The sequence below is a fragment of the Pseudomonas syringae CC1557 genome, from assembly GCF_000452705.1.
Taxonomy (GTDB): Bacteria; Pseudomonadota; Gammaproteobacteria; order Pseudomonadales; family Pseudomonadaceae; genus Aquipseudomonas; species Aquipseudomonas syringae_F.
Genome location: NZ_CP007014.1, coordinates 1880128 through 1895242 on the forward strand (window position 1 = coordinate 1880128; position 15115 = coordinate 1895242).

General features: G+C 63.1%; 3 protein-coding genes. All 3 read left to right on the top strand.

Annotation, left to right across the window (positions count from 1 at the left end; all coding sequences use genetic code 11):
* Positions 1–62: 62 nt before the first annotated feature.
* The 3 genes from N018_RS08895 to N018_RS08905 all read left to right on the top strand — a co-directional run bounded on the left by N018_RS08895 (position 63) and on the right by N018_RS08905 (position 14949).
* Entirely contained in the window at positions 63–13073 is a 13011-nt protein-coding gene (locus tag N018_RS08895; protein WP_025389363.1) for a non-ribosomal peptide synthetase, read from the top strand.
* A gap of 163 nt (positions 13074–13236) precedes the next feature.
* A complete protein-coding gene (locus N018_RS08900; RefSeq protein WP_025389364.1) occupies positions 13237–14649 on the top strand; it encodes an aspartate aminotransferase family protein in 1413 nt (470 codons plus the stop codon).
* 81 nt (positions 14650–14730) lie between these two features.
* Entirely contained in the window at positions 14731–14949 is a 219-nt protein-coding gene (locus N018_RS08905; protein WP_024644006.1) for an MbtH family protein, read from the top strand.
* The last annotated feature ends 166 nt before the right edge of the window (positions 14950–15115 follow it).

Here is a 15115-nt window from a genome sequence, read left to right on the forward strand (position 1 = left end):
GTGCGCTTCTTTCTTGAAATTCAGATCCTATCTGGCACGCCGAATCTAGCAGGAACCCCATCATGGATGCGTTTGAACTCCCCGACACCCTGGCCCAGGCCCTTCAGCGTCGCGCTTCGCAAACGCCTGATCGTCTGGCCCTGCGTTTCCTCAGCGACGAGGAAAGCCAGGGTCTGGTGTTGACCTACCGTGATCTGGACCTGCGCGCACGGACCATCGCCGCCGCGCTGCAAGGTCAGACCGTGCCGGGGGATCGGGCGATTCTGCTGTTCCACAGCGGGCCGGATTATGTCGCCGCATTTTTCGGCTGCCTGTATGCCGGGGTCATTGCGGTGCCGGCCTACCCGCCGGAATCCAATCGCCGTCATCATCAGGAACGGCTGCTGTCGATCATTGCCGATGCCGAGCCACGGCTGGTGCTGACCGGCTCCGATGTGCAGCCTGCCTTGCTGCAGATGGATGAGCTGGCTGCTGCCGATGCGCCGCCACTGCTTTGTGTCGATACGCTGGACAGCGCGTCGGCGCAAGGCTGGCAAGGGCCGCATCTGCAAGCCGACGATATCGCTTTCCTGCAGTACACCTCAGGTTCGACTGCTTTGCCCAAGGGCGTGCAGGTCAGTCATGGCAATCTGGTCGCCAATGAGCTGTTGATCCGCCACGGCTTCGGCATCGACGTCAACCCGGACGACGTGATCGTCAGCTGGCTACCGCTGTACCACGACATGGGCTTGATCGGCGGCTTGTTGCAGCCGATTTTCAGCGGGGTGCCGTGCATCCTCATGGCGCCTGCCTACTTCCTCACTCGGCCGTTGCGCTGGCTGGAAGCGATCAGCGAATACGGCGGCACCATCAGCGGCGGGCCAGACTTCGCCTACCAATTATGCAGCGCACGGGTCAGTGATTCGGCGCTGGAGCGGCTGGACTTGAGCCGTTGGCGCGTGGCGTATTCCGGCTCCGAGCCAATCCGCGAAGACAGCCTGAATGCGTTTGCCGAGAAATTCGCCAGCTGCGGCTTTACGCCGGACAGCTTCATGGCGTCTTACGGGCTGGCCGAAGCGACGCTGTATGTGGCCGGAGGCAAGCGCGGCAAGGGTATTCCTTCGCTGCGCCTGAATGCGCAGGCGCTGTCGCGCAACGTGGCCGAGCTGGGTGACGGGCAGCCGGTCATGAGCTGCGGCAGCGGCCAGCCGGGGCATGGGGTATTGATCGCCGATCCCGTCACGCTGCAGGCTCTGGACGAAAACAGTATTGGCGAAGTCTGGGCCAGCGGGCCGAGCATCGCCCATGGTTACTGGCGCAACCCGCAAGCCACCGCTAACACCTTCGTCCAGCATGACGGCCAGATCTGGCTGCGCACTGGCGATCTGGGTTTTCAGCGCCACGGCGAGCTGTACATCACCGGACGCTTGAAAGACATGCTCATCGTGCGCGGCCACAACCTGTACCCGCAGGACATCGAAAAGGTGATCGAGCGCGAAATCGACGTGGTGCGCAAAGGTCGGGTTGCCGCGTTCGCCGTCAATCAGGATGGCAGCGAAGGCATTGGCATTGCCGCCGAAATCAGTCGCAGCGTGCAGAAAGTTTTTCCGCCCGAAGCACTGATCAAGGTCATCCGGCAGACTGTGGCCGAGGCTTTTCAGGAAGCGCCGAGCGTTGTGGTACTGCTTAATCCGGGCGCATTGCCGAAGACCTCCAGCGGCAAATTGCAGCGTTCGGCCTGCCGCACCCGACTGGCCGACGGCAGCCTCGACAGCTACGCGGTATTTCCTGCGGCTGATACCGCTCTTCAAAACAGTGCACGAAGCGCTGGTTCGGACCTGCAAGCGCAGATCGCCAGCGTCTGGTGCGAGCAGTTGCAGTGCGAGCAGGTCAGCGCCGACGACCATTTCTTTCTGCTGGGCGGCAACTCGATTGTTGCGACTCAGGTCGTGGCGAGGTTGCGCGAGACGCTGGGCATCGACCTGAACCTGCGCCTGCTGTTTGAAGCGCCTACTTTGTCAGCCTTTGCTGCCCGGATCGAAGCGCTGCAGATCACCGCAGAGCAGGGCGACAACCCGACGCAGAACGCTATCGTCCGTCTTCCGGGCAACGAGCATCTGCCGCAATCGCTGGCGCAGAACCGCTTGTGGTTCCTCTGGCAACTGGACCCGGCCAGCAGCGCCTACAACATTCCCGGCGGGCTGCACCTGCGTGGCGAGCTGCATGTCGAGGCATTGCGCAGCAGCTTCCAGCGCCTGATCGAGCGCCATGAATCGCTGCGCACGCGTTTCTACGAGCAGGACGGCGTGGCCCTGCAACGCATCGATGCGCCCGGCGAGTTTCAGTTGCACCGCATCGACATCAGCGACCTGTCAGGCGATGAACGCCAAGCGCGTGCGCTGGCGATTCGCGAAGAGCAGGCGCGCCTGCCGTTCGATCTGCAAAACGGCCCCTTGCTGCGCGTCACGCTGCTGCAACTGGATGAGGAAGAGCATCAGTTGCTGGTTACGCTGCACCACATCATTGCTGATGGCTGGTCGCTGAATGTGCTGATCGATGAGTTCTCGCGCCTCTATGCATCGGCCGTTCAGGGCCAGAGCCTGGAACTGGCGCCTTTGCCACTGCGTTACGCTGACTACGGCCAGTGGCAGCGCGAATGGCTGGCGCGGGGCGAGGCCGAGCGCCAGCTCGACTACTGGAAACAACAGTTGGGCGATGAACAGCCGACGCTGATGCTGAACACAGACCACCCGCGTTCGCTACGCCGTCAACACAGCGCCTCGCGCTACAGCGTGCGCCTGAGCGCCGAGCTGAGTGCCGCCGTGCGGAACACTGCGCAAGCCTGGCAATCGACGCCGTTCATGCTGTTGCTGGCCGGTTTCCAGACCCTGTTGCATCGCTACAGCGGGCAGACCGACATTCGCATCGGCGTGCCCGGTGCCAACCGTCCGCGCCATGAAACCCAAGGCCTCATCGGCTTCTTCATCAACACCCTGGTGCTGCGTGCGCAACTGGACCCGCGCCTGCCGTTTTCGACGCTGCTGGCCCAGACCCGCCAGGCCGCACTGGACGCCCAGGCGCATCAGGACGTGCCGTTCGAACAACTGGTCGAAGCCTTCCCGCACGCCCGTGAGCACGGCTTGTTTCAAGTCATGTTCAACCATCAGCAGCGCGACCTCGGCGCCTTGCGTCGTTTGCCGGGTCTGCTCGCCGAAGAACTCCCGTGGCACAGCCGCGAGGCCAAGTTCGACCTGCAATTGCACAGCGAAGAAGACCGTAACGGTCGCCTGAACCTGTCCTTCGACTACGCCGACGAGTTGTTCGAGCGCGATACCATCGTGCGTCTGGCCAAGCACTATGTGCAGTTGCTGACCCAGGTCAGCCAGCAGGCGCAGGTCGCGCTGGGCGACGTGCAGTTGCTCAACGCTGAAGAGCTGGCCGAACAAGCGCAGTGGAGCGCGGCACCCTGCGCGCCTGCGCAGGTGTGGTTGCCAGAATTACTGGAACGTCAGGTGCTACAGACCCCGGAACGCATTGCGCTGGTGTGGGAGGGCGGCAGCCTCGATTTCGCCGACCTGCACGCGCAGGCCAACCGCCTGGCGCATTACCTGCGTGACAAGGGTGTCGGCCCGGATATCAAGGTGGCGATTGCCGCCGAGCGTTCGCCGCAACTGTTGATCGGGCTGCTGGCGATCCTCAAGGCCGGTGGCGCCTACGTGCCGCTGGACCCGGATTACCCGACTGATCGGCTGGCCTACATGCTGCAAGACAGCGGTGTCGAGTTGCTGCTGACCCAGAGCCATTTGCTCGGCGATCTGCCGAGCGCCGAGGGCGTCTGCACGCTGGCCATGGACACGCTGCACCTGGACAACTGGCCGATCAGCGCGCCGGGCCTGCACCTGCACGGCGACCATCTGGCCTACGTAATTTACACCTCGGGCTCGACCGGTCAGCCCAAAGGCGTCGGCAACACCCACGCGGCGCTGGTCGAGCGCCTGCAATGGATGCAGGCCACCTATGCGCTGGACGAAAGCGATGTGCTGATGCAAAAGGCCCCGATCAGTTTCGATGTGTCGGTGTGGGAATGTTTCTGGCCGCTGATCACCGGCAGTCGTCTGCTGCTGGCCGGCCCCGGTGAACACCGCGACCCGCACCGCATTGCCCAACTGGTCAACGAATACGGCGTGACCACGCTGCATTTCGTGCCGCCACTGCTGCAACTGTTCATCGACGAGCCACTGACGCAGCACTGCAGCAGCCTGCGTCGCCTGTTCTCCGGTGGCGAAGCGCTGCCGAGCGAGCTGCGTAATCGGGTGCTGGAGCAACTGCCGAACGTGCAACTGCACAACCGCTATGGCCCGACCGAAACCGCGATCAACGTCACCCACTGGCAGTGCCGGCTTGCCGATGGTCTGCGTTCGCCAATCGGGCGTCCGCTGGGCAACGTGCTGTGCCGGGTGCTGGACAGCGAATTCAATCCGCTGCCACGCGGGGTTGCCGGCGAGCTGTGCATCGGCGGCATCGGTCTGGCGCGTGGCTACCTGAACCGTCCGGGCCTGACTGCCGAGCGCTTCATCGCCGATCCGCTGGGGCAAGCGGGTGAGCGCCTGTATCGCACCGGGGATTTGGTACGCTGGACCTCCGATGGCGCGCTGGAATACCTCGGCCGCCTGGATCAGCAGGTCAAACTGCGCGGCTTTCGTGTCGAACCGCAGGAAATCGAAGCCCGATTGCTGGCTCAACAGGGCGTAGGCCATGCCGCCGTGCTGGTTCGCGAAACCGCTGCTGGCCCGCAACTGATCGGCTACTACACCGCCGAAGCCGGGCAGGACGTTCAGGCCGAGCGCCTCAGATCGGCACTGGCCCTGGAGCTACCGGATTACATGGTCCCGGCGCAACTGGTGCGCCTCGACAGCATGCCGCTGAACCCGAGCGGCAAGCTGGATCGCCGCGCCTTGCCCGAGCCGCAGTGGCAGACCCGCGAGCACGTCGAGCCGCACACGAATCTGCAAAAACAGATCGCCACTATCTGGCGTCAGGTGCTGGGCGTGCCGCGTGTCGGCCTGCGCGATGACTTTTTCGAACTGGGCGGGCATTCGTTGCTGGCCACACAGATCATTTCCCGCGTGCGTCAGGCCTGCGACATCGACCTGCCGCTGCGCGCTCTATTCGAAGCCAGCGAGTTGGGCGCGTTTGTCGAACAGGTGCAAACCATTCAACAGTCGGGCGCACGCAGCAGCCTGCAACCGATTGCCCGTGTCGACCGCAGCCAGCCGGTACCGTTGTCCTATTCGCAGCAGCGCATGTGGTTCCTCTGGCAGATGGAGCCGGACAGCCCGGCCTACAACGTCGGCGGCATGGCGCGCCTGAACGGTGTGTTTGATATCCAGTGTTTCGAGGCCGCGCTACAAGCCTTGATCATGCGTCACGAAACCTTGCGCACCACCTTTCCGAGCGTCAACGGCGTGGCCTGTCAGAAAGTCTCTGAACAGACCGGCCTGAGTGTGCAATGGCAGGACTATTCAGCGCTGCCTGTTGACGTCCGTCAGCAGCGCCTTCAGGCGCTGGCTGACAGCGAGGCGCATCAACCTTTCGACCTGGAAGCCGGGCCCTTGCTGCGCGCCTGTCTGGTCAGGGCCGCCGAGCTGGAGCATTACTTCGTCCTGACCCTGCACCACATCGTCACCGAAGGCTGGGCGATGGATATTTTCGCCCGCGAACTGGGCCTGCTCTACGAAGCGTTTCTTGAAGGTAAACCGTCTCCGCTGGAGCCGCTGGCGGTGCAATACCTCGATTACAGCGTCTGGCAGCGTCAGTGGATGGAGGCGGGCGAGCGTCAGCGCCAACTGGATTACTGGACCGCACAACTGGGCAACGAACACCCGCTGCTGGAACTGCCCGGCGACCGCCCGCGTCCGCCCGTGCAAAGCCATCAAGGCGAGCTGTACCGCTTCGATCTGAGTCCCGAGCTGGCCGCCAAAGTACGCGCCTTCAATGCGCGTAATGGCCTGACCCTGTTCATGACCATGACCGCCACGCTGGCAGTCTTGCTCTACCGTTACAGCGGCCAGAATGACCTGCGCATCGGCGCACCGGTGGCCAACCGCATTCGCCCGGAAAGCGAAGGGCTGATCGGCGCGTTCCTCAATACCCAGGTGCTGCGCGTTCAGCTCGATGGGCAGATGAGCGTCGCACAGCTGTTCGAACAGGTGCGCCACACGGTCATCGAAGGCCAGTCGCATCAGGACTTGCCGTTCGATCACCTGGTCGAAGCTCTGCAACCGCCACGCAGCGCCGCCTACAACCCGCTGTTCCAGGTGATGTGCAACGTGCAGCGTTGGGAGTTCCAGCAAAGCCGCGAGCTGGCGGGCATGACCGTCGACTACCTGGTCAACGATGCGCGTGCCACCAAGTTCGACCTCAACCTGGAGGTCACCGAGCTGGATCATCGTCTGGGTTGCTGCCTGACTTACAGCACTGATCTGTTCGACGAACCGCGTATCGCGCAGATGGCCGGGCACTGGCTGAACCTGCTGCAAGCGCTGCTCGTCGATCCGCAGCAACGCCTGAGCGAACTGCCGTTGTTGCAGGATGCCGAGCGTCAGCAGTTGCTCGACAGCCTCGGCGTCGAAGCCGGCGGGCAACGTCTCGATCAGTGCCTTCACAGCCTGTTCGCCGAGCGGGCCCGGTTGCGGGCAAATGCACCGGCGCTGACCTTTGCCGGCGAAACCCTGAGCTACGCCGAGCTGGACGCCCGCACCAACCAACTAGCATGGATGCTGCGCGAGCGCGGTGTCGGCCCGCAGGTGCGTGTCGGCCTGGCCTTGCCGCGCTCGCTGGACATGGTGGTCGGCCTGCTGGCGATCCTCAAGGCCGGTGGCGCCTACGTGCCGCTGGACCCGGAATACCCGCTGGAACGCCTGCATTACATGATCGAAGACAGCGGCGTCGGCCTGCTGCTGAGCGACCGAGCGCTGTTCGCAGCGTTAGGCGAGTTGCCTGCCGGTGTTGCCCGTTGGTGCCTGGAAGACGATCAGCCGTCGCTGGCGTCTTTCTCGTCCGATGAACTGCCGTTTATCAGCCTGCCGCAGCATCAGGCGTACCTCATCTATACCTCCGGTTCGACCGGCAAGCCCAAAGGTGTAGTGGTGTCTCATGGCGAAATCGCCATGCACTGTCAGTCGGTGATCCGTCGTTTCGACATGCGCCCTGACGACTGCGAGCTGCACTTTTATTCGATCAATTTCGACGCCGCCACCGAACGTCTGCTGGTGCCGTTGCTCAGCGGTGCACGTGTGGTATTGCGCGCCCAGGGCCAGTGGGACGCCGAAGAAATCTGCACGCTGATTCGCGAGCAGCAGGTCAATATTCTCGGTTTCACGCCCAGCTACGGCAGCCAGTTGGCGCAGTGGCTGGCGACTCAGGGCCAGACCTTGCCGGTGCGCATGTGCATCACCGGCGGCGAAGCGCTGACTGGCGAACACTTGCAGCGTATCCGTGCGGTGTTCCAGCCCGAGCTGTTGTTCAATGCCTACGGCCCGACCGAAACCGTGGTCATGCCGCTGGCCAGCCTGGCCCCGCAACAGCTGGAGGAGGGCGAAGCCAGTGTGCCGATTGGCCGTGTGGTCGGCGCGCGGGTTGCCTATATTCTCGATGCTGATCTGGCGCTGGTGCCGCAGGGTGCCAGTGGCGAGTTGTACATCGGTGGCGCTGGTCTGGCGCAGGGCTATCATCAGCGCCCCGGCATGACTGCCGAGCGTTTCGTGGCCGATCCGTTCGCCACTAACGGTGGGCGTCTGTACCGCACCGGCGATCTGGTGCGCCTGCGTGCCGATGGGCTGGTGGAGTACCTGGGGCGTATCGACCATCAGGTAAAAATTCGCGGTTTCCGCATCGAACTGGGTGAAATCGAAACCCGTTTGCTGGAGCACCAAGCGATCCGCGAAGCCATCGTGTTGGCGCTGGACACGCCGTCGGGCAAGCAACTGGCAGGCTATCTGGTCAGCGATGTGGCCGGGCAGGGCGATGAGCAACAGGCACAACTGCGTGAATCGCTGAAGGCGCACCTCAAGGCGCAACTGCCGGATTACATGGTGCCGACGCACTTGATTCTGCTTGCCAGCATGCCGCTGACCGCTAATGGCAAACTGGACCGACGCGCCTTGCCTGCGCCGGACCCGGAGCTCAATCGTCAGCACTACATCGCGCCTGCCAGCGAGCTGGAGCAGCAACTGGCGGCGATCTGGTGTGCGGCGCTGAACGTGGAGAAAGTCGGCCTTAATGACAATTTCTTCGAGCTGGGTGGCGATTCGATCCTGTCGATTCAGGTGGTCAGCCGGGCACGGCAGGCGGGTATCCATTTCAGCCCGCGTGACCTGTTCCAGCATCAGACTGTGCAAACCCTCGCGGCCGTCGCGACCACCCGCGAACTGATTCACGCCGAGCAGGGGCTGCTTGAAGGTGTGTCCGCCCTGACGCCGATTCAGCACTGGTTCTTCGCCACGCCGATCCCGCAGCGTCAGCACTGGAACCAGTCGCTGGTGCTGGAGCCGGTCAGCGTGCTCGATCCGCGTGTTCTGGAGCAGGCATTGCGCGCCGTACTGGAACAGCACGACGCCCTGCGCCTGAGCTTCACCGAACACGACGGCAAGTGGCAGGCCGAACACCGCGCGGTCACCGCAGAAACCCTGTTGATTCAGGCGCGGGTCGCGGATCTGGACGAATGTGCGGCTCTGTACGCCGACACCCAGCGCAGCCTCGATCTGCAAAACGGCCCGCTGCTGCGCGCCTTGCTGGTCGACGGGCCGCAGGGCCAGCAACGGTTGCTGATGGTCATTCACCATCTGGTGGTCGACGGCGTTTCGTGGCGTGTGCTGCTCGACGATCTGCAAACGGCTTATCGTCAATCAAGCGAAGCCGCGCCCGTGCGCTTTGCAGCGAAGACCAGCGCCTTCCGCGACTGGGCCGCGCGCTTGCAGGCTTATGCGGGCAACGAGTCGTTACGTGAAGAACTGCGCGTATGGAAACGCCAGCTGGGCGGTCCTGCGGCGCAGTTGCCGTGCCATAACCCGCAGGGCGGCCAGCAGAATCGCCACGCGCAGACCGTCAGCGTGCGGCTGGATGCCGAACGCACCCGGCAACTGCTGCAACAGGCCCCCAGTGCCTACCGGACTCAGGTCAACGACCTGCTGCTGACCGCCTTGGCGCAAGTGGTCTGCCGCTGGAGTGGGCAGCCTTCGACCTTGATCCAGCTAGAAGGTCACGGCCGCGAAAACCTGTTTGACGACATCGACCTGACCCGCACGGTGGGCTGGTTCACCAGCGCCTATCCGCTGCGCCTGACTCCAGCGCTGGCTGCCGACGCGGCACTGGGGGACTCGATCAAGGCCATCAAGGAACAGTTGCGCAAAGTGCCGCACAAGGGGCTGGGCTATGGCGTGCTGCGCTACCTGGCCGACAGTGCCAGCAAAGCCGCCATGCAGGCGCTGCCGGTCGCACCGATTACCTTCAATTACCTCGGCCAGTTCGACCAGAGCTTCGCCAGCGATGCACTGTTCCATCCACTGGAAGAGTCGGCGGGTGCCGCTCACGATCCGCATGCGCCGTTGCCCAACGAACTGAGTATCGACAGTCAGGTGTACGGCGGCGAACTGCTGCTGCGCTGGACCTTCAGCGCCGAGCGCTACCAACCCGCCGCTATCGAAGCGCTGGCGCAGGATTACCTGACTCAGTTGCAGGCGCTGATTGCCCATTGCCTGAGCGATGGCAGCGGCGGCCTGACGCCTTCCGACTTCCCGCTGGCCGATCTGGATCAGGCGCAACTGGACGCGCTGCCGGTCCCGGCAAACCACATTGAGGACGTCTACCCGCTGACCCCGATGCAGGAGGGCATGCTGCTGCACACCCTGCTGGAGCCGGGCACCGGCCTGTATTACATGCAGGACCGTTACCGCATCAACAGCGCGCTGGACCCGCAGCGTTTCGCTCAGGCCTGGCAGATGGTCATCGCCCGTCACGAAGCACTGCGTGCCTCGTTTTGCTGGGACATCGGCGAAAGCATGCTGCAGGTCATCCACAAACCGGGCAGCAAGCCGATTGATTACCTGGACTGGCGTGACGTGCCGTCAGACCAGCAGGAGCCTCGCTTGCAGGCCCTGCTCAAGTCCGAGCGCGAGACCGGTTTCGATCTGCTCAAGCAGCCGCCGTTCCACCTGCGTCTGATTCGCGTCGACGAGGCGCGCTACTGGTTCATGATGAGCAACCACCACATCCTGATCGATGCCTGGTGCCGCTCGTTGCTGATGAATGACTTCTTCGATATCTACACTGCGCTGGGCGAAGGTCGTGACGCACAATTGGCACCTGCGCCACGTTATCGTGATTACATCGGCTGGCTGCAACGCCGCGGTCTGGCGCAGGCGCGTGACTGGTGGCAGCACAACCTGCGTGGCTTCGAACGGCCGACGCCGATCACCAGCGACCGTCCGTTCCTGCGCGAACATGCGGGTGACAGCGGCGGCATGGTGGTGGGTGACTGCTACACCCGCCTTGATGAACGCGACGGCGCACAGCTGCGCGAACTGGCCCAGCAGCATCAATTGACGGTCAACACCTTCGCTCAGGCGGCGTGGGCCTTGACTCTGCGGCGCATGAGCGGTGATCGCGACGTGGTGTTCGGCGTGACTGTGGCCGGGCGGCCGGTTGAGCTGCCGCAGATGCAGCGCACCGTCGGGCTGTTCATCAACACCATCGCGCTGCGGGTCGGCATGCCCGGTGACGAGCAGCGCTGTACGGTTCGCGATTGGCTGAGCCAATTGCTGGACAGCAACATGCAGTTGCGCGAGTACGAATACCTGCCGCTGGTGACCATTCAGGAAAACAGCGAGCTGCCCAAGGGCCAGCCGCTGTTCGACAGCCTGTTCGTGTTCGAAAACGCGCCGGTGGAGGTCTCGGTGCTGGACCGTGCGCAAAGCCTCAACGCCACCTCGGATTCCGGTCGTACCCACACCAACTACCCGCTGACGGCCGTCTGCTATCCGGGCGACGACCTTGGCCTGCACCTGTCCTACGACCAGCGTTATTTCGATGAATCCACCGTGCAGAACATGCTTGGCGAATTCAAACGCCTGCTGCTGGCGCTGATCGAAGGTTTCCATGGCGACATGGCCGATCTGGCACTGGTCAGTGAGCAGGAGCGCACCTTCCTGCTTGATGGCTGCAACCAGAGCGACCACGCTTACCCGCTGGACAAGAGCTACGTTGAACTGTTTGAAGCGCAGGTCGCGGCGCATCCCCAGCGCATTGCGGTCAGCTGTCTGGATCGTCAGGTCAGCTATGCCGAGCTGAACATCACCAGCAATCGACTGGGGCATGCTCTGGTCGAGGCCGGTGTCAGGTTTGATCATCCGGTGGCGTTGCTGGCCGAACGCGGGCCGGAACTGCTCGGCATGATCATCGGCAGCTTCAAGGCCGGTGCCGGTTACCTGCCACTTGACCCGGCGCTGCCGAATTCGCGTCTGAGCGGCATCATCGGCCAGAGCCACACGCCGGTGCTGGTGTGCAGTGCGCAGTGTCTGGAGCAGGGCAGGGCGTTGCTTGACGCGCTGCCCGAGGTGAGCCGGCCGCTTCTGCTGGTCTGGGAAAACGTGCAGCAGAGCGAGTCAGCGCAGCACAACCCCGGCCGCTACAGCGCGCCGGACAACCTCGCTTATGTGATTTTCACATCAGGCTCCACCGGGCTGCCGAAGGGCGTGATGGTCGAACAGCGCGGCATGCTCAATAACCAGTTGAGCAAGGTGCCGTACCTGAGCCTGAGCGAAACAGACGTGATCGCCCAGACCGCTTCGCAAAGCTTCGACATTTCGGTCTGGCAGTTCCTCGCCGCGCCGCTGTTTGGCGCCCAGGTGGCTATCGTGCCGAACGACATCGCCCGCGATCCACAAGCGCTGTTGGCGCATGTGCAGGCGCAGCGCATCAGCGTGCTGGAAAGCGTGCCGTCGCTGATTACCGGCCTGCTCGCCGAAGAGTCCGCCACGCTGGACAGCCTGCGCTGGATGCTGCCGACCGGCGAAGCCATGCCGCCGGAGCTGGCCAGCCAGTGGCTGCAACGCTACCCGCAGATCGGGCTGGTGAATGCCTATGGCCCGGCTGAATGCTCTGATGACGTGGCGTTCTTCCGTGTCGATGCGGAGTCGACGCGCAGTACGTATCTGCCGATCGGCTCGCCGACCGACAACAATCGTCTGTACCTGCTCGATGACGCGCTGGACCTGGTGCCGCTGGGCGCAGTCGGAGAGTTGTGCGTCGCCGGAGCGGGTGTCGGGCGCGGTTATGTGGCTGATCCATTGCGCACCGTGCCAGTCTTCATACCCAACCCGTTTGGCTCACCCGGCGAACGCCTGTACCGCACCGGCGACCTGGCAAAGCGGCGTAAGGACGGCGTGCTGGAGTACGTCGGCCGGGTCGACCATCAGGTGAAGATTCGCGGTTATCGCATCGAGCTGGGCGAAATCGAAACCCGCCTGCTGGAGCATCCTGCCCTCCGCGAATCGGTGGTGCTGGACATCGACGGGCCGCTGGGCAAGGTGCTCGCGGCGTATCTGGTGCCGCGCTCTGCAACGCAGGATCACGATGCGTTGCGCGACGCGCTGAAAAGCCACCTCAAGGCCAGCCTGCCGGACTACATGGTGCCGGCGCATCTGGTGATTCTGGAGGCGATGCCACTGACGCCGAATGGCAAGCTCGACCGCAAGGCCCTGCCTGCGCCGGACGTCAGTCTGTCGCAGCAGGATTATCAAGCGCCGCAGACCGAAATGGAGCAGCAACTGGCGAGCATCTGGGCCGATGTGCTCAAGGTCGAGCGCGTCGGGATCACCGATAACTTCTTCGAGCTGGGCGGCCATTCGCTGCTGGCTACGCAGGTGGTGACTCGTGCGCAGAAGCTGTTGCAGCGTAACGTGCCATTGCGGGCAATGTTCGAATTCAACACCGTTCAGGCGTTGGCCGAGCATCTGCAAAGCCTTGGTGAGCCGCAGGTAGATGAGCAGAAGTTTGATCGGCTGACGGACTTGATGGCGGAACTGGAAGGGCTCTGACCGGCCTCCGGTCGGCGCGCTGGCGTTGCGGATAAAAAACTCGTTACCGGGTGTAAATCCGCAGCTCGCTGGCGCGTTTTCAATGCAAGGAATAAACGCCTGAACCGGCATGGCCAACCATCATGCATCAGGTCATTAACGCAGCGTATTGAGGGTTGCACAGATGTCAGTCGCTACCAGGTTTATCGATGATCAGTTGACCCGGATTACGCCGGCAGCGGCTGAGACGCTCTACCAGTTCGACGAATCGCCATTGCTCGCGCGGCAGAATCGTCAGGAATCGAATGCGCGCAGCTATCCTCGGCGCATTCCGCTGGCGCTCAAGCGCGCCAAGGGGATTCACGTCGAGGACGTCGAAGGGCGGCGCTTTATCGATTGCCTGGCAGGCGCCGGCACGCTGGCGTTGGGGCATAACCACCCGGTGGTGATTGCAGCCATTCAGCAGGTGATCGCCGATGAACTGCCGCTGCACACCCTGGACCTCACCACGCCAGTGAAAGACCAGTTCGTTCAGGACCTTTTCGGCCTTCTACCGCCAGCGCTGGCTCGCGAGGCAAAGATTCAGTTCTGCGGCCCGACCGGCACCGATGCAGTGGAAGCTGCGTTGAAACTGGTACGCACGGCCACCGGGCGCAGCACTGTATTGTCGTTTCAGGGTGCCTATCACGGCATGAGCCAGGGCGCGTTGAGCCTGATGGGCAGCCTGGGGCCGAAAAAGCCGCTGGGTGCCTTGCTCAGCGCGGGCGTACAGTTTCTGCCGTATCCCTACGATTACCGCTGCCCGTTCGGGCTGGGCGGTGAACAGGGCGTGCGCGCCAACCTGCATTACCTGGAAAACCTGCTGAATGACCCGGAAGCGGGCGTGCAGTTGCCCGCAGCGGTCATTCTGGAAGTGGTGCAGGGCGAGGGCGGGGTGATCCCTGCCGACCTCGACTGGTTGCGCGGTGTGCGCCGCATTACCGAAAAGGCCGGTGTGGCGCTGATCGTCGATGAAGTGCAGAGCGGCTTTGCCCGTACCGGCAAGATGTTCGCCTTCGAGCATGCCGGGATCATCCCCGACGCAGTGGTCATGTCCAAAGCCATCGGTGGCAGCCTGCCGCTGGCGGTGGTGGTCTATCGCTCGTGGCTCGACACCTGGTTGCCGGGTGCGCATGCCGGGACGTTCCGTGGCAATCAGATGGCAATGGCCACCGGTTCGGCGGTCATGCGCTACCTTCAGGAACACAATATCTGCGAGCACTCGACGGCCATGGGCGCTCGGCTGGTCGGTCATCTGCAAACATTGCAACGCGATTTTCCGCAACTGGGCGACATTCGTGGTCGTGGGCTGATGCTCGGCGTCGAGCTTGTCGATCCAGCCGGCTTGCCAGACGCGCAAGGTCATCCACCGGTGTTTGGCCGCCTGGGCCCGCTGATCCAGCGCGAATGCCTCAAGCGCGGGCTGATTCTGGAACTCGGCGGTCGGCACGGCAGCGTGGTGCGCTTCCTGCCACCGTTGGTGATCACCGCCGAGCAGATTGACGAAGTGGCCGCAATTTTCGGTCGCGCGCTTAATGCCGCCGTCGCACAGCTTTAATTTTTCGACGTAGCGATACGTTCAATCCCTATAGCTGCTGTGAATTGGCACAGCAGCGCTGAACACACACGGAGAGCAGCAATGACTTCAGTATTCGATCGGGAAGACATCGTCTTTCAAGTCGTGGTCAACCACGAAGAACAGTACTCTATCTGGCCCGACTACAAGGCTGTTCCCAACGGCTGGCGTACGGTTGGCAAAAGCGGCTTCAAGAAAGAATGCCTGGCTTACATCGAAGACGTCTGGACCGACATGCGCCCCCTGAGCCTGCGCCAGAAGATGGAAGCGCAGACGGCCTGATTGAAGGGTTACCGACGATCGTGCCCATGCTCCACGCAGTGATCGTGCGACGCAGAGCGTCGGCATGCCGTTCCGGACACTCCGCGTCCTCTTTGCGACGCAGAGCGTCGCGACCTGCATTCCCACGCTGGAGCGTGCGGAATGATAACCTCAACTATCGTGCCGA